18 protein-coding genes and 1 pseudogene are annotated in these 21116 nt (G+C 60.8%); 11 read left to right on the plus strand and 8 right to left on the minus strand.

Translation table 11 applies throughout. The annotated features are described in order from the left end of the window. Window positions 1-22 precede the first annotated feature (22 nt). The gene (locus QO231_RS06740; protein ID WP_316774537.1) at window positions 23-1471 is read right to left on the minus strand and encodes an amidase; all 1449 of its coding nucleotides are present in this window, start codon (window positions 1469-1471) and stop codon (window positions 23-25) included. A gap of 237 nt (window positions 1472-1708) precedes the next feature. Then, entirely contained in the window at window positions 1709-1816 is a 108-nt protein-coding gene (pqqA, locus tag QO231_RS06745) for a pyrroloquinoline quinone precursor peptide PqqA (RefSeq protein ID WP_316774538.1), read from the minus strand. A 116-nt stretch (window positions 1817-1932) separates the two neighbouring features. On the opposite strand from pqqA, the gene QO231_RS06750 reads away from it, so the two are divergent. From QO231_RS06750 to QO231_RS06760, 3 genes are read left to right on the plus strand one after another with little or no spacing between them, the layout of a single operon-like run. Beyond that, complete coding sequence (locus QO231_RS06750; RefSeq protein ID WP_316774539.1) at window positions 1933-2943, plus strand: hypothetical protein; 1011 nt, start codon at window positions 1933-1935, stop codon at window positions 2941-2943. Continuing rightward, window positions 2900-3865 (plus strand): 4Fe-4S binding protein, encoded by a 966-nt coding sequence (locus QO231_RS06755; protein ID WP_316774540.1) that lies wholly within the window; start codon window positions 2900-2902, stop codon window positions 3863-3865. The genes QO231_RS06750 and QO231_RS06755 overlap by 44 nt, the downstream gene beginning before the upstream one ends. Then, the gene (locus tag QO231_RS06760; RefSeq protein ID WP_316774541.1) at window positions 3862-4485 is read left to right on the plus strand and encodes an FAD:protein FMN transferase; all 624 of its coding nucleotides are present in this window, start codon (window positions 3862-3864) and stop codon (window positions 4483-4485) included. The genes QO231_RS06755 and QO231_RS06760 overlap by 4 nt, the downstream gene beginning before the upstream one ends. A 74-nt stretch (window positions 4486-4559) precedes the next feature. On the opposite strand, the gene QO231_RS06765 is transcribed toward QO231_RS06760, so the two are convergent. The 3 genes from QO231_RS06765 to pedF form a co-directional block, all read right to left on the minus strand. Further along, window positions 4560-5078, minus strand: coding sequence for a CoxG family protein (locus QO231_RS06765; RefSeq protein WP_316774543.1), 519 nt, complete (start codon window positions 5076-5078; stop codon window positions 4560-4562). 74 nt (window positions 5079-5152) lie between these two features. Further along, the gene (locus QO231_RS06770; RefSeq protein WP_316774544.1) at window positions 5153-6055 is read right to left on the minus strand and encodes a substrate-binding periplasmic protein; all 903 of its coding nucleotides are present in this window, start codon (window positions 6053-6055) and stop codon (window positions 5153-5155) included. Between the two features lie 53 nt (window positions 6056-6108). Then, window positions 6109-6780 carry a cytochrome c-550 PedF gene (gene pedF, locus QO231_RS06775; protein ID WP_316774546.1) on the minus strand — a complete coding sequence of 224 codons (672 nt, stop codon included), beginning with the start codon at window positions 6778-6780 and terminating at the stop codon, window positions 6109-6111. Window positions 6781-6949: 169 nt separating this feature from the next. Here pedF and QO231_RS06780 point away from each other — a divergent pair, with 169 nt between their 5' ends. The 6 genes and pseudogenes from QO231_RS06780 (at window position 6950) to QO231_RS06805 (ending at window position 15371) form a co-directional block, all read left to right on the plus strand. After that, entirely contained in the window at window positions 6950-8116 is a 1167-nt protein-coding gene (locus QO231_RS06780) for an ABC transporter substrate-binding protein (protein WP_316774548.1), read from the plus strand. Further along, on the plus strand, window positions 8113-9069 hold the full coding sequence (locus tag QO231_RS06785; protein ID WP_316774550.1) for a YVTN family beta-propeller repeat protein: 957 nt from the start codon (window positions 8113-8115) through the stop codon (window positions 9067-9069). Before QO231_RS06780 ends, QO231_RS06785 begins: the two co-directional genes overlap by 4 nt. A gap of 309 nt (window positions 9070-9378) precedes the next feature. Beyond that, a pseudogene (locus QO231_RS06790) lies at window positions 9379-11136 on the plus strand (PQQ-dependent methanol/ethanol family dehydrogenase). A gap of 133 nt (window positions 11137-11269) precedes the next feature. Continuing rightward, window positions 11270-11953 (plus strand): response regulator transcription factor, encoded by a 684-nt coding sequence (locus QO231_RS06795; RefSeq protein WP_316774552.1) that lies wholly within the window; start codon window positions 11270-11272, stop codon window positions 11951-11953. A gap of 39 nt (window positions 11954-11992) precedes the next feature. Beyond that, window positions 11993-13162 carry an FIST N-terminal domain-containing protein gene (locus QO231_RS06800; protein ID WP_316774553.1) on the plus strand — a complete coding sequence of 390 codons (1170 nt, stop codon included), beginning with the start codon at window positions 11993-11995 and terminating at the stop codon, window positions 13160-13162. Between the two features lie 4 nt (window positions 13163-13166). Beyond that, a complete protein-coding gene (locus tag QO231_RS06805) occupies window positions 13167-15371 on the plus strand; it encodes a PAS-domain containing protein (RefSeq protein WP_316774554.1) in 2205 nt (734 codons plus the stop codon). A gap of 5 nt (window positions 15372-15376) precedes the next feature. On the opposite strand, the gene QO231_RS06810 is transcribed toward QO231_RS06805, so the two are convergent. The 3 genes from QO231_RS06810 to QO231_RS06820 all read right to left on the minus strand — a co-directional run bounded on the left by QO231_RS06810 (window position 15377) and on the right by QO231_RS06820 (window position 18493). After that, the gene (locus QO231_RS06810) at window positions 15377-16777 is read right to left on the minus strand and encodes a TRAP transporter large permease (RefSeq protein ID WP_316774556.1); all 1401 of its coding nucleotides are present in this window, start codon (window positions 16775-16777) and stop codon (window positions 15377-15379) included. Further along, the gene (locus QO231_RS06815; RefSeq protein WP_316774558.1) at window positions 16777-17406 is read right to left on the minus strand and encodes a TRAP transporter small permease subunit; all 630 of its coding nucleotides are present in this window, start codon (window positions 17404-17406) and stop codon (window positions 16777-16779) included. Before QO231_RS06815 ends, QO231_RS06810 begins: the two co-directional genes overlap by 1 nt. A gap of 70 nt (window positions 17407-17476) precedes the next feature. Continuing rightward, window positions 17477-18493, minus strand: a complete 1017-nt coding sequence (locus tag QO231_RS06820; RefSeq protein ID WP_316774559.1) for a C4-dicarboxylate TRAP transporter substrate-binding protein — start codon at window positions 18491-18493, stop codon at window positions 17477-17479. Between the two features lie 508 nt (window positions 18494-19001). Here QO231_RS06820 and acs point away from each other — a divergent pair. Together acs and QO231_RS06830 are read left to right on the plus strand one after the other, a co-directional pair. Continuing rightward, window positions 19002-20972, plus strand: a complete 1971-nt coding sequence (gene acs, locus QO231_RS06825) for an acetate--CoA ligase (protein ID WP_316774561.1) — start codon at window positions 19002-19004, stop codon at window positions 20970-20972. A gap of 5 nt (window positions 20973-20977) precedes the next feature. Further along, window positions 20978-21116, plus strand: a 139-nt coding sequence (locus QO231_RS06830; RefSeq protein ID WP_316774576.1) for a nucleoside monophosphate kinase, incomplete at its 3' end; no start/stop codon positions are given.

Raw genomic sequence — 21116 nt, forward strand, 5'->3', positions numbered from 1 at the left:
CCTTGCCTCGCCTGCTGTCGTCTCAGGGCAACCGCGCCACGAGTTCCTGTTGCTTGCCCCACCAGGGAGCCGCCGCCTCGATCTGCGCCGACAGCGACATCAGCGCCTCATCCGCACCAAAGGGCATCGCCAGATGCACACCAATCGGCAGATCATTATCGTTCCAATGCAGGGGCAGCGACACGGCAGGCTGCCCGCTGGCATTGAATGCGGCCGTGAAGGGAGAATATTCGAACACACCACCCGGCCCGGTCCGATACGCCAGAAAATCCTCGTTGTCGGGTTTCAACTGGCCCACCGGCGCAGGTGGAGCCGCAAGCGTTGGTGTCACCAGGACATCGCACTGCGCCAGGAAATGCGCCATGCGTCGGCCAAAGGCATGAATCTCTCCGATGGCGTGCAGATAATCCGCGCCGGAAATCTGTTCCGCATACGCAACCGCGCCCCGCGTGACGCCATCCAGTAATGCAGGATTCAAAGGTCTGCCATTCAGCACAGTTCGGACCGACAGCGCCGTGCCACAGGCAACAATGCGGGTCCATGCGATCATCATCGCCTCGACATCCAGATCCGGCGGCAACTGCACCGGCCCGACATGATGACCAAGGCTTTCCAAAAGGTGCCCTGCCGCCTCGACTGCCGCGACGCAATCCGGGTGCACGGGCGTGCCGCTGAGAGTCATGGGGCACAGGGCAACCCGCAATTTGCCGGTCGGAGCCGCAAGCGCCTGGACAAAGTTGCCTTGCATCGGTGGCGGGAAATAGGGCGCGCCCAAATCCGGCCCGTTGACCGCATCCAGCAGCGCGGCGGTATCGCGCAGGCTGCGGGTCAGGAACCCGTCAATCGCCATGCCACCCCAGCCTTCGCCGGCTCCCGGCCCTTCCGGCAGGCGCGCGCGCGTGGGCTTGAACCCGACCAGCCCGCAGGATGCTGCCGGAATGCGCACCGACCCGCCGCCGTCGCTACCATGGGCAACGGGAACAATCCCGGCGGCCACGGCGGCCCCTGCACCGCCCGAGGAACCACCCGAGGTGTAATCCGTGTTCCAGGGGTTGCGCGTCGGGCCACCATAGACCTGCGCCTCGGTCACGGGACCAATACCCAGTTCCGGCGATGCCGTGCGCCCGAAACTGACCAGACCGGCCGCACGCAACCGCAAGTACAACGCGCTGTCATAGCGATGCCTGCTGTCTCGCATGAGAACCGAGCCATTGTTGGTCGGGAAATCGATTGCCTCGGCGCCAAGGTCCTTGAGCAGGAACGGAACGCCCGTGAAAGGCCCATCCGGCAGACCGGCACGGATCGCATTTCGCGCAACATCTTCTTGCAGCATCACGACAGCATTCAGCGCAGGATTGATCGTCCGTACGCGGTCCAGCGCGCACACCAGCAGGACATCGGGTGTAACCTCGCCGCTCGCGACAAGCGCCGCCAATCCCGTGGCGTCGTTCTCCAGATAGGTGTCCTTCATGGTGCCCCCGCTGTCGTACCCCTGCGGCCAAGGTACACGCACCAACCGGAAATACCAGTGGCCGAGGCCACCGATATTGTTCCGATGGCAGACACGGAAAACCCGCGCCGGATTTCACTGGCGCGGGCTTCTTGGGTATCGTTCCGCAAGCGCGGCATTGTTGGTGCGCACCGCTACTTTATGGCGCCTTCAGCCATCACAATATGGTGGCAGGCACCCGAAACGGTCCTGATCGGTTCAGAACAGATCCGGTTCGTTGTCGCGGCTGTCGTCGTCGGCCGGAGAATACATATTGATCTCCATGCCGCAGTTCACTTCCGTGAGTTTAGGTGTCTTCCAGGCCATTCCGTATCCTCCCAAGAATTCTGTATTGCGTATTCTAGCCGGGCCTTTACCGCGCTCAAATGATCCTTTGGTCGTAGAGGTGCGCGCCCTTGGACCAAGGTCGCATTTTCCGTCAAATGCGCGCGCCTCTCTCCCAGTTCATACCGATCCTTCTTGCCTTCCTGTTCAGCGCGAACGCTGTCGCAGAACCCTTGCTGCGCGAGAACATCGCTGCGCTTGTCCCGCAACCCTATTCGCTGGGTGATCCGATCGGCGACGACGGCGTCTATGAACTCATCGACATCAGCCGCGCGGATGCCGGGTTTGTCTTTGAAACAGAACCGCTTGCTCCCCTTCCCGGATTCTCTGGCGCCCCGGTCAACCTGCTGGTCCTGCTGGATCATGATGGCAAGTTCCTCGACGTCCGGCTGATCGAACAGAACGAACCGATCTTTGTTTCGGGCCTTGGCGAAGCGCCGTTTCGCGCGTTCCTTGAACAGTATGCCGGGCACTCGATCACCTCGTCGCTGGTGGTTGGCTCGCCTTTTGGCTGTGGCAGCGGCGGCAGCTCGCTTGTCTATCTGGATGGTGTGACCAAGGCGACCGCCTCTGTGCGGATTGCGCATGAGTCGATCATGGGCGCCGCCCTCGCCGTCGCACGGGAAAAGATGCAGGGCATCAGCACCGTGCCGCCCGCCTATCCCGATCCCGCCTACTCAGAGCCGCTCGACTGGGAGGCCCTCATCCGCGACGGACTCGCCACGCGTCTGCTGGTCACCAACGCAGAAATCGACGCGGCCTTTGCCGGCACCATCTGGGAGAGCGACGATCCCGAAGCCACCGACAACCCTGACGACCCATACCTGAACCCGTTGATCATCGATATCGGTCCCCTGTCAATCGCCCGCGCCGTGCTGGACGACAGTGGGCTGGACGAGCTTCAGGGCTTTCTCGAAATCTCGGGCGATGACGAACCGATCCTGTTGATCGAGACCGCCCGTCACGGGTTGGTCGGCCCGGAAATCGTGCGCAACACCGCGCCCGACTGGATCTCCGCCGAACAGAGTGGATTTTCGGTGGCCTTGCGCGATGCGGATCTGTTCTTTGATCTTGCAAACGGCGTTCCCGACGGGCGCGCGGTTCTTTGACCGGCCCGAAGTGGCCACTCCCGCGCCGCCCTGGCTGTCGGCCTTGCAGAACCGGATGACCGACATGATCCCGCTGGCGGGGTTTCTTGCACTTCTGGTCTGGCTGCTCTTCTTCCGCATGAACCCGCCCGCTGAAAGCCGTGCGTTCACGCCGATCCGGCTGGCAACACTGGCGATCGTGATCGGTTTTGTCGGCTGGTGGGGTCAGGGGCAATTGTCGATCGTCACCGTATTGGGCACCGTGCGGGCGCTGTTTGACAATGGCAGCTTTGCATTCCTGCTTTACGATCCGTTTTCGCTGTTGATCTGGGCGGTGACGATTGTCGGTTTTGTGCAGTGGGGGCGTGGTCTGTTTTGTGGCTGGCTCTGCCCGTTCGGTGCCATGCAGGAATTTGCTCATCATCTGGGCCGTGCCCTGCGTCTGCCCCGGATCGAGCCATCGCCCCGCTGGGACACACGTCTGAAGTTGGTCAAATGTGCCTTGTTGGCCGGCCTGATTGCCACGGTGTTCGTGGCCCCAGACCACACTGACCTCGTGGCCGAAATCGAACCCTTCAAGACCGCCGTCACCACGTTCTTTGTGCGCGAGTGGTACAATGTCGCCTATGCGGCCGTCTGGCTGATGTCCGGCATGGTGCTGTTCAAGGGTTTCTGCCGCTATGTCTGTCCTCTGGGTGCGATCATAGCGATTGGTGGCCTGCTGCGTGGCCGCGACTGGATCGCGCGCCGTGCCGAATGCGGCAGCCCCTGCCAACTCTGCAAGGTCAAATGCAGCTATGGGGCGATCAAGAGGACCGGCGAAATTCAATATTCCGAGTGCTTCCAATGTCTTGATTGCGTGAGTATCCACAATGACGAAACCCGTTGCGTCCCTCTTGTCTTGTCGCGGCGTGATGGCAGACGCCGGGAGGCCGCCGAATGATCTCGCGCCGCCGTTTTCTGTCGATTGCTGCCGCCGCGGTTGGAACGCCCGCATTTGGTGCGCCCCTGCGGTGGCGGGACGTAGCGCTTGGGGCTGAAGCCTCGCTGACGATCCACGCGCCGCCCGCACAGGCGGAGCACGCTTTGCGAGAGGTCCGCGCCTTGCTGAGGCGTGTTGAAACCCTGTTCAGCCTGTTTGATCCGGCGTCCGATCTCGCGATGCTGAACCAGCGAGGTTTGCTAGCAAATCCAGCACCAGAGTTTGCACAGCTGCTTTCTCTCGCTGACCGCGTTCACCGGGCCACCGGCGGTATCTTTGACCCGACGATCCAGCCACTCTGGCTGGCGGTATCGCGGCAAGAGCCAGTCGCGCAGGCCCAAGGCCTGATCGGGTGGGCTCGCACCCGGCGAACGCCGCATAGGGTCGCGCTTGAACCCGGTCAGGCCCTGACGTTGAACGGCATCGCACAGGGCTATGCCACCGACCTGGTGGCAGATGCGGCATCGACCGCGTTTTGCATGATGCCGGTCCCTGCAATCCGGAACGCCCTGTCAAAATTGCCCGGAGCGCCGGACGCAACGCTTGTGGATACACGCGGGCAGGTTGTCTCTCTCTCATAGTCACCGGAAGCCTGTTGCGAAAACGGCGGCCTTCGCGGCCGCCGGATAGCGTTGATCTCGCCGGCTATGGCAAATCAGCTTGAGATCATGCGCTTCAACCAACCCTTCTTGCTCGGCTCATCCTCGCCACCCTCTGCGGCATCATCTTCTTCTGGTCCTTGCACGACCTCTTGGAAACGGGTGAAGAACTGTCCGGCCATCTTCTTGGCAAAGCCGTCGATGATGCGACTGCCCAATTGTGCCAGCTTGCCACCGACCTTGGCATCGACCTCGTAGGTCAAGAGCGTTCCCTCGCCAGCATCCGTCAGCGTCACCTTCGCGCCGCCCTTGGCAAAACCCGCTGCGCCACCTTTGCCTTCGCCACTCAGGGTCAGGCTTTCGCCGTCGACCACATCGGATATGGTCACGGCCCCTTTGAATGTCGCCTTTACCGGGCCGACCTTCTGAACCACGACCGCCTCGAATCCCTCCTGGGCAGAGCCGCTCATTTCCTGACAGCCGGGGACGCATTCCTTAAGCACTTCGGGGCTGAGCAAGGCTTGCCAGACCACGGGTCGCGGGGCCGCAATTTCTATCGAATCATTCATCTGCATGGCTAGGCTCCTCCAGCTGTATCCGTTTACATTATGGGCCGGGACACGGTCCGGCAATGAGACCAAGGGGTGAGTCAGCGCAGTTCCGGTGCGCGAAAGGTCAGCCCGTGATCGTTGAAAATCTGTTCCAGCCGCCCATCCCCGATGGCGGCAACCACCGCATCATCCACAGCATAGACCAGAGGGCGATAGGCGAAGTGGACGGCGATGCCCGCCGTCCAGGTCCCCGCGCCGAAGCCCGGCATAGGAGGCGCGTGCAGTCCCAGGTCCGGCGCCAGCCCATATTCCAGCTGCGCGCGAGTTCCCATCGCGGCCTTGGTATCGCCCCGCGCAAGCCCCCCCATCGCGTCTGCGATGGTCGGATACCGCCGCACATTGGCCGCCAATTGCCCTCCGGGAAAGGCCGACAGGTAGAAATCGGAAATTGAGTCATTCTCAACGGCGACGGTATCAAAGCGGAAATAGGCCGGCACCGGCGGATCCTCGGGATAGGCCGCCTTGCGGTCGGCGAATGCGATATCCTCGACATGGAATTGCCCGGTAAACACGACCTGCTCGACCCGGCATGCAAATGCGCTGTCATAGGGCACATGGAGCATGACATTGGCGACGCTGCCACTGACCACCGGCCCTTTCCAGACCCAGTTGCGCAGATCGGCCTCGTGCGCTTCGCCTGCCGCCACCAGATTGAAACGGGCCTCGACCCCCAATTCGTTCGCGATCAAGCGGCCAAGATCGATATCGACGCCAACCGGCTTGCCACCCTGTTCAAAGGACCAGGGCGGAAAATCCTCATAGGCCGCAAAGGTGATGAAGCCGCGCTCCTGGATGGTGTCGAGATCTGCCCCGACCACGTCGCGCGCGGTGTTCTGCGGTTTGGGCTGTGGCACATGATCCGCGCAACGCGCCCAGACGCCGCTTGCTGCAGAGCACCCAATCGTCAGCGCAAGCAGAGCGCAATGGATCGTCTTTTTCATACGCCCCTCTCCGCTGGACCCTCACCAGCTGCAACCCTTTGGTTTCGGTCGGATCAATGTGCAGCCGACAGGCCGATTGCCAAGGCCTCCGTCGCGGCCTTGGCAATCGGCGCATCACCCAAGATCAGGTTGGCAGCGCGATACGCCGGGCTGTCGGCGACAGGTGCGCCAGAAGCGGTTTCGATCTCGACGGCGATCTCGGCCAAATCGGCCTGGAGCGCGCTGGCGTCGTCACCACCGGACATACGCGACAACGAATCCCGTATTTCCTTGAGCCGGCCCGAATATTCGTCCAGCGCGCCATCATCCGCGCGGGTCTCGATATAGGTTCGGATCGCCCAGGCGGCCTTCTGCCCCAGCAGCTCTCGGAACGCCGGCATCTTTGTGATTCCGTTCTGGGTATAGCCGGTCTGAAATCGCTCGATGAACCATTCGTCGCCATATTCCTCGGCCTCCAGATATCGCAGATCGGGGGCCAGCCCACCCGATACAACGCCCAGTCCATGACAGCGCGCACAGTTCTGGTTGTAGCCGCTATCGCCTGTTTCGATCGCCTTGGCCCAGACTTCGGGACCGGCATCGCGATAGGGGTTCTCGGTCAGCCATTCCTCGCCCACATCAGGAAGGGCATCGGTGTCGACAGGCTGTGGAGCGACATCGCCATGCGCAAGCGCCATGCCCGCCGCCACACTCAGACCAAGCACCGTGATCGGCAATCTCAACATGTCTCCATCTCCCTCACGTTTGGTGTTGCAGGCCTTTTAGCCCGTCGATGCTGCACCGCGGTATTCGACCTTGGTTCTAGACCTGCGCGAACACGGCGGTTCCTTCGACCATGGTCTAATGGTCGCGCCCAATCGCATCACCCAGACTGTAGACAGTGACGGAGGAGCCATGCTCAGACAGACCATACTTGGCCTTGGGTTGATGTTGTGCGGCGCTGCACCGGCGCAAGCGGATCTGAACGTGACTATCACGTTCCTGCAACAGATCCCTCCGCGCCCTCCGGTGCTGTCCAACCTCGATCCGATGCCCGATGATCTCGGGGTCGCCGGGGCGCGGCTCGGGGAGATCGAAAACAACGCGACTGGCCAGTTTCTCAAGCAGGACTACACGCTCGACATAGTGCAAGTCGCCCCGGATGGTGATCTGGCAGAGGCCGCGCGCCTCGCTTTGGCGCGATCACCCAACCTGGTTCTGAATGTCCCGGCGGCAGAGGCGCAGAGGATCGCAGATTTGCCCGAGGCCGCAGAGGCACTGCTATTCAATGCTGGTTCCCGCGATGTCATGTTGCGTGACACCGGCTGCCGCGCCAATCTGCTTCATACGATACCATCGGATGCGATGCGGGCCGATGCCCTGATGCAGTTCGCCGTATTCAAACGCTGGGACAAGCTGGCGATGGTGGCCGGTAGTTACCCGCAGGACATTGCCTTTGCCGCCGCTCTCAGAAACAGCGCGACGAAGTACGGGCTGGGCATGATTGCGGAAAAGACCTGGACCTTCGATGCCGACATGCGTCGGAACGCGGCGCAGGAGGTGCCGTTGTTCACCCAGGAATTCGGTGATTTCGCGATGCTGCTGAATGCCGATGAACTGCATGATTTTGGCCGATACATCGCCTATAACACCTGGACCCCGCGACCGGTTGCAGGTTCGGAAGGGCTGCGGCCCGTCGCCTGGCACCGGGTCGTCGAACAACGGGGGGCGGCGCAGTTGCAGAGCCGTTTTCATGACCTGGCGCGCCGCGACATGACCCCGCACGACTATGCGGCGTGGGCCGCCATGCGGGTTCTGGGCGAGGCCGTGACCCGCACCAATGCAGATGATGTCGCCATCCTCAGGGCCTATATCCTGTCGGACCGGTTCGAGTTTGCGGGTTTCAAAGGCCGGGCATTGAATTTCCGGCGCTGGAACGGGCAATTGCGCCAGCCGGTCCCGCTGGTCATCGAGCGCGCGCTGGTCATTCAGGCACCCCTGCCCGGCTTTCTGCACCAGTTCAATGAAATGGACTCCCTCGGGCTGGATCAGCCCGAGAGCGGATGCGAGGCATTTGAATGATACGGCCACTTTTCTGCACAGCACTGATGCTGGCAATGCCCGCATGGGCCGGCGAAATCTGGGTGACCAACGAAAAGGACAACACCGTCAGCGTGATCGATGTCGATTCGCTGAGCGTGATCCAAACCTATCCAACCGGCGAACGCCCGCGCGGCATCACGTTTTCGCGGGATTTCAGCCGTGTCTATATCTGCGCGTCGGACAGCGACACGGTTCAGGTCATGGACCCCGACAGCGGCGAAATCCTGCACGCGTTGCCTTCGGGGGAGGATCCGGAACAGTTCGTCCTGCACCCCAATGACCGCGATCTATACATCGCCAACGAAGATGATGCGGTGACCACCGTGGTCGATACCGACACCCGCAGGGTGGTGGCGCAGATCAATGTCGGCATCGAACCCGAAGGCATGGCGGTGAGCCCGGACGGCAAGACGGTGATCACCACCTCCGAAACCACCAATATGGCACATTGGATCGACACCGACTCCCGCGAGATTTATGCCAATACGCTGGTCGATGCCCGGCCGCGCCATGCCGAATTTAGCCCGGATGGAACAGAGCTCTGGGTCAGTTCGGAAATCGGCGGCACGGTGACGGTGTTTGACACCAGGGATCAGTCCCGAGAGGCGCGGATCGAGTTTGCGATCCAGGGCGTGCACCCGGACCGCGTGCAACCAGTCGGCTTTGAGTTCACCGAGGATGGAAAGAGCGCCTTTGTCGCCCTCGGCCCCTCCAACCAACTGGCGGTGGTAAATGCCGAAACCTATGAGGTCGAAGACTATGTTCTGGTCGGTCGCCGCGTCTGGCACATGGCGTTTTCACCGAACAAATCGCAATTGTTCACCACCAATGGCGTATCGGGCGATGTGACCGTGATCAACGTGGCCAGCCGCAAGGCGACCAAGACGATCAAGGTCGGGCGTTTCCCCTGGGGCGCGGCCACACGCCCCTGACCGAGCTGCCATTGGCGGTTAACGCGTGAGGGATGCTGCAGGTAACCCACGATCACGCCTGAGCGCTCTGAATTCGACCGTGCGCATGTGGCTGCTCGTTTCGATATCTACATCAAGAATGACTCATAACATGCTTAATTCTTGATATTTTAATATTCATATGGAGGTGGATCTTGCACCAGGAACGCGCCCTACGACCATGGTGCAATTTCGCGCTGAGCACTTGCCTCTGATAATACAAATCAGCCGCGAAGCCAGCCCTGACTGGTGTGTCGACTGCGCATTTCGACACCAATGGGGAGGATACCCATGAACCGGTTCATAGCCGTGGTTTCCGCAGGCCTTCTTGCAACAGGCGTTGCATAGGCCCAAGTCACAGAGGACGATCTGAAAAACGATCAGTCGATCACCACCCAGATCGTCACCAACGGCATGGGGCGCCATTTGCAGCGCTACAGCCCGCTGGAGATCCTGAACAAGGACAACGTCAAGAACCTGGTGCCTGCCTGGGCCTTTTCCCTTGGCGGTGAAAAGCAGCGTGGCCAGGAAACCCAGCCACTGATCTATGACGGCGTGATGTATATCACCGGCTCTTACAGCCGCCTCTATGCGATCGACCTCGCGACCGGCAAGGAACTCTGGCAATATGACGCCCGCTTGCCCGAGGGTATCCTGCCCTGCTGCGACGTGGTCAACCGTGGCGGCGCGATTTATGGTGACAAGATCTTCTTCGGCACGCTGGATGCGCGCATCGTTGCGCTTGACCTGAAGACCGGCAACGTCGCCTGGCGCAAGAAGGTTGCCGACTACAAGGCCGGATATTCCTATACCGCCGCGCCCCCGATCGTGAACGGTCTGGTCATCACAGGGAATTCGGGCGGCGAATTCGGCATCATCGGCGAAGTGCAGGCACGTGATGCGGATACAGGTGATCTGGTCTGGACGCGACCGGTGATCGAAGGCCACATGGGCACGCTGAACGGCGAAGAGTCCACCATGACCGGTACGCTGAACGCGACCTGGCCGGGCGACATGTGGAAAACCGGCGGTGGCGCGACATGGCTTGGCGGTTCTTACGACACCGACACGCTGGTCTTTGGCGCCGGCAACCCTGCCCCATGGAACAGCCACCTGCGTGACGCGGCCACGCCGACAGAGGGCAACACCGGTGACAACCTCTATGCCGCCAGCCGGATCGGCATCGACCCTGCAACGGGTGACATCAAGTGGCACTACCAGACCACTCCGCGCGAAGGCTAGGGCTATGACGGTGTAAACGAAGTCGTGGCCTATACGGATCGCGAGGGCAACAAGCGCTATGCCACCGCCGACCGCAACGGGTACTTCTACGTGCTGAACCGTGAAGATGGCACGTTTGTCAGCGCGACACCCTTTGTCAAGGACATCCCCTCGGCCGAGGGGATTGACGAAACCGGCCGCCCGATCTTCAACGAGGCAAACCGTCCGGGCAATCCGGCGGACGCAGCGGACGGGAAAAAGGGCGAAGTGATCTTTGCATCTCCGTCCTTCCTTGGCGGCAAGAACTGGATGCCGATGGCGTTCAGCCAGAAGACGGGCAATTTCTATGTGCCATCCAACGAATGGGGCATGGACATCTGGAACGAGCCGATCAGCTACAAGAAGGGTGCCGCCTATCTTGGTGCCGGATTTACCATCAAGCCGAATTACGAGGACCATATCGGCAGTCTCAAGGCGATTGATCCAGACACAGGCGATATCAAATGGGAATACAAGAACGACGCGCCTCTCTGGGCCGGCGTGATGACCACAGCTGGCGGGCTTGTGTTCACTGGCAACCCCGAGGGCGAAATCATCGCGCTTGATGACGAAACCGGCGAAAAGCTGTGGTCGTTCAACACCGGGTCCGGCATCGTCGGTCAGCCGATCACTTTTGAACTGGATGGCGAACAATATGTCTCGCTGATTTCCGGTTGGGGCGGTGCGGTTCCGCTCTGGGGCGGCGAAGTGGCCAAGAAGGTCAACTATCTCAATCAGGGCGGCATGCTCTGGACGTTCAAGCTGCCCAGACAACTCGCCTCCAACTGAGGTCACCATCCATAACGACAGAACGCGCGCCTCTCCGGCGCGCGATTTACGTTTCTACGACTATTCGACAAGTGCGCCCTTCGCACCTCTTTGCTAGCCTTCAGGGAAGCAAGGCGATAGGTTTCCCGTGAACATGATCAACAAATCCACCACGCCCGCCACGTTTCAGTCCGCGTTGATCGTAGATGATCACCCGCTGTTCTGTGACGCCCTGTCAATGACATTACAGACCGTCGCAGGGATCGGCAGAATCAACAGCGCCGCCACGCTCGAAGAGGCGATGCAATGGCTGCAACAGAATGACGCGCCCGGTGTAATCGTTCTGGATCTGAACCTGCCCGACGTGAACGGACTCGAAGGGGTGATCCGAATGCACAATGCGGCCAACGCGCCCATTGTCGTGGTGTCCTCCATGGCCGACAACCGGGTGATCAGTTCGGTGATCCATGCCGGGGCCGCGGGGTTTGTTCCAAAACACAGCCAGCGCGCCGTTTTTCGTGAGGCGTTCGAGACCCTTGGCCAGGGGCAAATCTTCGTACCGCCGGGGTATGACCTGCTGGAACAGGACGAGACCGTACCGCGCAATGATGCGGTCAATCGCCTTGCAAGCCTGACCAATCAACAGGCCCGCATTCTGCAACTGATCTGTGAGGGCAAGCTGAACAAGCAGATCGCCTATGACCTGACGATTGCCGAAACCACCGTCAAGGCACATGTCACTGCGATCATGCGCAAGCTGGGCGTGCAGAGCCGAACACAGGCGGTGCTGATTGCCAAGGAAACCAGTTTCGGCAGTGTCTTGTCAGACCGCATCTGATCTGCATAGCATCAGCCTGCCAAACAGGGAGGAGCGGCCATGGAGCAGGCCAATGGTCTGTCCGGTGCGTTGTCACGCATGTCAGGCATCGTACGCTCGGCCTTTGCGCACCACGACGCTGCCGACGCTGTCGGCGATCTCGCCCGCGCGCTGAATCCCTCTGATCTTGCCGCTGTCCTGCTCTTTGTCACGCCAAAGGCAGATGTTGCCGCAACCATCGCCCGCGCAAAGACGGCATTTGCCCCTGCCCCGGTTGTCGGCTGTACGACCGCAGGCGAGATATCAAGCCGCGGCTATGCCGAGGGCGAGATCCTGGCCGTCGGGTTGCCACGCAGTCATTTCCTCACCCGGACGTTACTGGTCGAAAATCTGAGGGACTATGACGCCCAGTCGGTGATTGACCGGATGATCCGCAATCGCAACGCGATGATCCGGGATGAACCGGACTGGGGACATGAGTTCACCTTCCTCATGATCGACGGGATGTCGACACGCGAAGATACCTTTGTCTCCGAACTTTCGATCGGGCTTGGCCCTGTTCCGCTGTTTGGTGGCTCTGCCGGGGATGGGACGGATTTTGGCACCACCTATGTGCTGAGCGATGGTGTTGCACATGACAATGCCGCCGCCATGTTGCAGGTCCGCACCCGCTGTCCGATCAAGGTGTTCAAGACCGACCACCTGATCCCCACTGATCAGCGAATGGTGGTGACCAATGCCGATCCGGACCGGCGGATCGTCTATCAGATCAACGCCGAACCGGCAGCCCGTGAGTATGCGCGGCTGCTTGGCAAGGATCCGGAACAGCTCACGACTTTTACCTTCGCGGCGCACCCGGTTGTGGTGCGCATCGACGGGCAACACCACGTGCGCGCGATCCAGCAGTTGAACCCGGACGGCAACCTGAATTTCTTTTCGGCCATCGACACCGGCCTTGTCCTGACCCTTGCCGAACCCGAGAACATGGCGGCCCATCTCGAGCGGGAAATCGGTCTGTTGTCGACGCAAGGGGAACCCGATGCAATTCTTGCCTGCGACTGTGTGTTGCGCCGGCTTGAGGCACAGGAAAAACAGTTGACCGGCGCGCTCTCGGAGATCCTGTCTCGCAACCGGGTGATCGGCTTCTCGACCTATGGCGAACAGTTCAATTCGATGCATGTGAACCAGACCCTGACCGGCGTCGCGATCTATCCGCCCGACGAGGACTGACGCGATGACTGACTCTCTGATCAACCCGCAGGATTCCATCGAGCGGCAGAATGAAAAGCTCCGGATCATCGCCGGCGCGCTGATGCAGCGTGTCGAACAAAGCGTCGATGCCGCCGGTGCCGCCTATGCCCAGTTTCAGCGCGCAGCCCTGCTCGAAGAAGAAGTGCGTGCCCGCACACGCGATCTGGAACGCGCGCTTGATCTGCTCAATGAATCCAATGCCCGCCTCGCCATCGCCAACCGCGAGACCGAAGCGGCCCGCTCGAACCTCGCAAACGCGATCGAGACGGTGCAGGAAGGGTTTGCGCTCTTCAATGCGGCGGACGAACTGGTGATGTGCAACAGCCGGTTTGGCATGCACATGCCCGACATTCGAAACCAATTGCAGCCGGGTCTGGGCTTTGCCGAATATGTCCGCATCGTCAGCAGCAGCGGAAATCTCTCTCTGCCGGAGTGCGAAACCCCACAAATCTGGGCCGCTCAGCGGCTTGACCGGCACAAGGATGCCAGCGTCATTTTTAACGTCCGCATGTCGCGGGACCGATGGGTTCAGGTCAGCGAGCATCGCACGCCGGATGGCGGAACGGTGATCCTGCAAACCGACGTGACCGATATCATGCGGATGGAACGGCAGGAACGGGACCGGATCCTGGATGACCAGGCGCTTTTGATCCGCGCCACGCTGGAGCATTTGCGCCAGGGCGTGTGCATCTTTGATCAGCTTGGCCGTCTGGTGGGCTGGAACCGCCGGGTCGGGGAATTGCTGTCGATCCCGATCGGCCGGTTCACCATCGGCAGCAGTTTCGAGACGATCTATGATCAGTTCCGCTCCGAAATCTCACTCGCCGACGATCTGGCTGACGGTGAGATCGAAGATTGGGTTCGCGGCACCCGCCGTAGCGGATCGTTGTCCTTTGAAATCGAACATCGCTCGAACCGAGCCCTGGCGGTATTCATGCAGGAAATGCCCGATCGCGGCTTTGTCATCAGTTTTACCGACGTGACACCCGAGCGCACGGCCATTCGGGCCATCTCCGAAGCCAATGAGATGCTCGAACTTCGGGTCATGGAACGGACGCTGGATCTTGAAGATGCTCTCGCCGAGGCCGAGCGTGCCAATGCTTCCAAGTCGCGGTTTGTGGCCGCCGCCAGCCACGATTTGCTGCAACCGCTTTCTGCCGCCAAGCTCTATGTTGCCTCGCTGGATGGCGAGGCACTTGATCCGCAATCCCATCATAGCGCGACCATGGCGGCAAGCGCCTTGCAAAGCGTGGAAAACATCCTCTCCGCCTTGCTAGATATCTCCAAGCTCGACTCCGGGCAGGCCAACCTGCACCTGTCGACCGTATCGCTGGACCGGCTGTTGTCGCAATTGCGCGACGAACTGGCCCCCACCGCCGCCGCCAAGGGGCTGGATCTGCGCGTGCTGCGCACCGGGGCCGACGTGCAGAGCGACGCCACCTATCTGCGTCGCATTCTTCAAAACCTGATGAGCAATGCGATCCGCTATACCAACCAGGGCCGGGTTCTGGTGGGTGCACGACGGCTGCGCAACGCTGTGCGGGTCGAGGTCTGGGACACCGGCCCCGGCATCGCGGAAGAGGAACAGGACCTGATATTTGGCGAATTTCAGCGGCTGAACGCCACCGCCAGCGCCGCTGATGGCATGGGGCTTGGACTTGCCATTGTCGAACGTGCCTGCGCGCTGCTGAGCCATCCGCTGCAACTGCGCTCGCAGGTCGGGCGCGGCACGGTGTTTTCCGTCGAACTCCCGCTTGCCCCGCGCGACCGACCTCAATCGGCGACCGAAATGACGACACCGGAATCGTGGCCGGGCGACCTGCAACACCGGATCGTGCTCCTGATCGAGAACGACAAAGAACTGCGCAATGCCCTGACCCTGACGATGGAGAACTGGGGCCTTGACGTGCTGCCCTGCCAGAGCGAGGCGGAGGCACAGGCGCTCTTGACCGATATCGACATGGCCCCGGATGTGATCATCGCCGACTACCAACTTGATGAGGGCAAATCCGGCCTGGATGCCGTGACCAGCATCATCCAGGCGTTTGGCCCTGCCCCCGCCTGCATCATATCGGCCAATCGCAGCATCGAGCTTGATCTGCAATGCCAGGAGCGCGGGCTGCCGCTGTTGCTCAAACCCATCGACACAGACCGCCTGCAACGGTTCCTGTCAGGCGGCGATCCCTGATCCTGTTATCCGACGAGGCTTGGCAGATAGAGAACGATGGCGGGGAACGCGACCAAGAGCGCGATGGTCACGGCATCGGCAACAAAGAACGGCATCACACCCCGGAACACGTCCTGAACCGTCAGATCGTCGCGCACACCGGCGACAACGAAACAATTGAGCCCGATGGGCGGGGTGATCAGGCAGAACTCTGCCATCTTGACCACCAAGATCCCGAACCAGATCGCGCACATGCTGCCCGACATGCCAAAGGCGCTGTCTGCCGCCGACACCATTTCGCCCCCGTTGAGCGCCATGACCGCCGGGTAGACCACCGGCAGGGTCAACAGCAGCATCCCGATCGCATCCATGAACATGCCCAGGACGGCATAGGCCAGAAGGATACAGATCAGGATCACCATCGGTGACATGCTCAGCGATGTGATCCAGTCGGCAAAGGCCGCGGGCAATTCGGCGAAGCCAAGGAACCGGACATAGATCAGAACACCCCAGATGATCGTGAATATCATCACCGTCAGCTTGGCAGTGTCCAGCAGGGCCGATCGCAACTCGGTCCACCGCATCCCGCGATAGAGTGCCATCAGAAAGACGATGAACGCGCCGATGGCCCCGCCCTCGGTCGGTGTGCCCCAGGCGTCGCCGAACGGGTTGTAGACAAAGAATATGATGATCACGACGACCGCCACGATCGGCAGCGCAGGCGGCAGGGCTGCGAATCTCTGGCCCCAGGTGAAGCCGCGCACAGGCGGGCCGACGGTCTTGAAGGTCACGGCGATGCCGATGATCAGGATGGCATAGACAATCGCCGAAAACGCACCCGGTATGAACCCGGCGAGCAACAGCTTGCCAACGTCCTGTTCGACGATGATGGCATAGATCACCAGAATGGCAGAGGGCGGGATCAGCGACGCCAGCGTGCCCCCTGCCGCCACAACCCCGGCGGCGAATTGCTTGTTGTACCCGATCTTCAGCATTTCAGGGATCGCGATGCGGGCAAACACCGCCGCCGTGGCGACCGACGCGCCCGAAACTGCAGCAAAGCCAGCGGTCGCAAAAACCGTTGATACCGCCAGCCCGCCCGGCACCCATGCGATCCAGCGTTTGGCCGCTTCGAACAGCGCGGTGGTCAGGTTGGCGTAATAGGCCATATAGCCGATCAGGATAAACACCGGGATCAGGCTCAGAACCTGCGCGCTGACCTTGGAATGCGGGGTCAGCCCGGCGATGCGCACGCTGACTTCCAGCGCCTTGCCAAAGCGCTCCGGGGCATAGTCAAACCCGTTCCAACGCAGCCAGACCAGCCCGACGAACCCGGCCATGCCCGCGGCAAAGGCCACCCGCATCCCCAGAAGCACCATGACCAGCAGCCCGGCGCTGGTCCACAACCCGATTTCAATGGGTTCCATCAGTCATGCCCCGCAAGCTGGCTGGCCTCGGCGCGGGCCTGGTCGGCGACGCTCATGTTCAGCGGCACCGCCACCGGATTTTCCAGCCCCAGCACCAGCGCCCGCCCATACCCCACGGCTTGCAGGATCAACCGCAGCACCAGCACGGCGAACGCCACCGGCACCACCAGCTTGGATGGCCATGTCGGAAGGCCGATATCAATCGAACTGTCCCGGCTGCACCAGGGGCGTGCGCAATCGAAAGACCGCGCGAAATGCTCCCATGCGCCCCAGGCAAGGGCGGTGATCAGCGCCAGGATCAGAAGGATCGAGATCAGCTCGAAAAGCCACAGGATACGTCCTTTCAGCGCGCCGACCAGCATATCCATCCGAATATGGGTGCCGTCACGCTGAACATAGGAAACCCCCATGATCGCGATGATCGGCATGGCGGCTTCGATATAGTCAACATATCCCAAGAGTGGCGCGCCAAAGAACTTGCGCCCGATGACCGAGTAGGCCGCGAGAAACATCAGCGAGAATATCGCCAATCCGCTCAGCAACGCGCAGAACCGCTCGACAGGCAACAACGCCCGGTCCAGTCGGCTCAGCAGGCTGGAGTCTTCCAGAACCGCCGCGGATCCCGCCATGTACTTACCTCTTCATCCGAAAACGGGGCCGCGCACCCTGCGCGACCCCGCATTTCCAATCCTTGCCGGATCAGTTTGAGCCTTTGGCATCTGCCAGTGTCGACTCCACCAGATCATACAATTCCTGACCCGGCAGGCCCTGCCCTTCGATATCGGCAATCCACGCCGCACGGATCGGATCGGCGGCGGTGGCCCGGAATGCGTCCAGCTCGGCGTCGCTGATCTCGACCTTGGCGACACCCTTCTCTTCCAGAACCGAGTCCCACTTCTCGAGCAGTGCACCATAGTTCGCGAGGTAATGGGCGATGGCCTCGTCAACCGAACTGTCCAGCGCGTCGCGTTCTTCGTCGGTCAGGCTTTCATAGGCGTCGATGTTGACGACAACCGGGCAGTTCACGGTGCCGGGATTGAGGTTGGCGGTCCACCAGTCAGCCTGGTTGATGGTGCCGAAAGACAGATGCGCGTGCTGCGCAAAGGCCACGGTATCGACGACACCCGACTCCATCGCCTGATAGGCTTCGGTCGCGGTGACCGACGTGGGCACGGCTCCGACGGCTTCGAACGCCTTGCCCAGACCACCGGTGGCGCGCACGCGCATGCCTTCGAATTCTGCAAGTTCGTCGCGGGGGTCACCGGTGCCGACAATGTTGTATTGCGGCATGGGCGATGTCATCAGCAGCCTGGCGTTCCATTGTGCCATCTCGTCCTGCACGGCCGGGTGCGCATAGACGGCGTGGCTGATGGCGACTTCCTGGTCCAGGTTTTCGACCCCGAGGAACGGCAGTTCCAGCACCGTGATCAGACGGTTTTTGTCCGGGTGATAGCCCGCGCAGAACTGCGCCATCTCGAATGCACCAATGGAAATCCCGTCCAGGTTCTCGCGGTTCTTGGACAGGCCGCCATAACTGACATTCATGGTAAACTCGCCGCCCGTCTTTTCGCTCACAAGCTCGGCCAGCTTCTCGATATGCTCGGTAAAGGCGCGGCGCTTGCCCCAGACGGACACGTTCCATTCAGTGGCCGACGCTTCGGCGACAAAAGATACGGAAAGGGCCGTGGCGACCGCCCCGGTCAACATCTTGTTCATAAGGTACTCTCCCATATTGCGGTCCATTCACCAGACCGCTTGACCCAAACGCTAGCGCGACGGCCCAGTGAAGCCAAGCCCCGGGTTCTGAATCATGCCGCAAGACAGGCTCTGGTCGATTCGCTTCGACCCTGGCGAAAACGGACATTGGACATCGCGCCCCATGCTCCATCGCGGTACAGACAATCCGACCGAACAATATGTCACACCGGGTATTTTTGTCTTATGACCTGACGGCAACCTGCACTGCGACCGGACAGCGGCGGACCATTTACAATCAGTTAACAGTCAATGCCTTGCACATGCACAAGAAAATGTGAAATGATGGCATGAATTTACAGAAATCCCACCGCAATCGAAAAACCTTTACAAACTAATCGTTTCGTTTCGGTAAGTTATTCCAATATTTTCAGACGCCGCTATTATCTGCCGGGACATGTGTCGGGTCCATTTTCCCGGCGCTGGCTTGAAAATAGCCTTGCAGTACAGTCAGAGGGAGGAGCCTCGTATGAACACGACAGCACCATCAGAATCGGCCACGGAAAAATCCTATACCCCTTCGGCAGAGGTCATCGCCAATGCCCATGTCGACGCGGCAAAGTACGACAAGATGTATGCGGCATCCGTCAATGATCCTGATGCATTCTGGGGTGAGCAAGGCAAGCGGATCGACTGGATCAAGCCCTATACCCAAGTGAAAGACGTCGACTTCAACCTCGGCAGCGTCAAGATCAACTGGTTCGCGGACGGCACTCTGAACGTTTCGGCCAACTGCATCGACCGCCACCTTGAGACGCGTGGCGATCAAACGGCGATCATATTCGAACCGGACGATCCGAACGAAGCGGCACAACACATCAGCTACTCCGAACTGCACCGCCGCACCTGCCGGATGGCCAATATCCTGGAATCCATGGGTGTGGGCAAAGGCGACCGGGTCATCATCTACCTCCCGATGATCCCCGAGGCCGCCTATGCGATGCTGGCCTGCGCCCGCATCGGCGCGATCCACTCGATCGTCTTCGCCGGCTTCTCTCCAGATGCGCTGGCGGCGCGGATCAACGGATCGGATGCCAAGGTTGTCATCACCGCCGACGAGGCTCCACGCGGCGGTCGCAAGACGGCGCTGAAATCGAATGCCGACGCCGCCCTGCTGCATTGCAAGGACAGCGTCAAATGTCTCGTCGTCAAGCGCACCGGCGGACAGACCACCTGGGTCGATGGTCGTGATTTTGACTATAACGCCATGGCGCTGGAAGCAGACGATTACAGCAAACCTGCCGAGATGAACGCAGAAGATCCGCTGTTTGTTCTCTACACCTCCGGATCCACCGGCCAGCCAAAGGGCGTTGTTCACAGCACCGGCGGTTATTTGGTTTATGCTGCCTTGACCCACGAACTGGTGTTTGATTACCACGATGGCGACGTCTACTGGTGCACCGCTGACGTGGGCTGGGTTACCGGACACAGCTATATCGTCTATGGCCCTCTGGCCAATGGTGCCACCACGCTGATGTTTGAAGGTGTGCCGACCTACCCGGACGCCAGCCGTTTCTGGCAGGTCTGCGACAAGCACAAGGTGAACCAGTTTTACACCGCGCCCACCGCGCTTCGGGCCCTGATGGGTCAGGGAAACGAGTGGGTCGAGAAATGTGATCTGTCCAGCCTGCGCATTCTGGGCACGGTCGGTGAGCCGATCAACCCCGAAGCCTGGAACTGGTACAACGATATCGTTGGCAAGGGCAGATGCCCGATCGTCGACACCTGGTGGCAGACCGAGACCGGCGGCCACATGATGACCCCGCTTCCCGGTGCCCATGCGCTAAAACCCGGTTCGGCACAGAAACCGTTCTTCGGGGTGCACCCGGTGGTTCTCGATCCGCAATCCGGTGAAGAGATCGAGGGCAATGACGTCGAAGGCGTGCTGGCCATCAAGGACAGCTGGCCCGGCCAGATGCGCACCGTCTGGGGCGACCACGACCGGTTTGAGAAGACCTATTTCTCCGACTACAAGGGATATTACTTCTCGGGCGATGGCTGCCGCCGCGACGCTGACGGAGATTACTGGATCACCGGTCGCGTCGATGACGTGATCAACGTGTCCGGTCACCGGATGGGCACCGCCGAAGTGGAAAGCGCGCTGGTCGCGCACCCCAAGGTCGCCGAGGCCGCCGTGGTCGGCTATCCGCACGACATCAAGGGCCAGGGCATTTATTGCTATGTCACCCTGATGAACGGTGTTGAATCCAGCGACGAGTTGACCAAGGAACTGCGCACATGGGTGCGGACCGAAATCGGCCCGATTGCATCGCCCGATGTCATCCAGTGGGCCCCCGGCCTGCCCAAGACCCGCTCGGGCAAGATCATGCGCCGTATCCTGCGCAAGATTGCCGAGAACGACTATGGCTCGCTCGGTGATACATCTACGCTGGCCGATCCATCGGTTGTCGATGATCTGATCGCAAACCGCGCGGGGTAAGTGAAATGGATGCCAACACGATCACAACCGCTGCTGTATTGATCCTGCTGGGGCCTCCGGGTGCTGGCAAGGGGACGCAGGCCCGGATGCTTGAGGAGGAGTTTGGCCTCGTGCAACTTTCGACCGGTGATCTGTTGCGTGCGG

This window comes from Sedimentitalea todarodis, from assembly GCF_032595355.1.
GTDB lineage: Bacteria > Pseudomonadota > Alphaproteobacteria > Rhodobacterales > Rhodobacteraceae > Sedimentitalea > Sedimentitalea todarodis.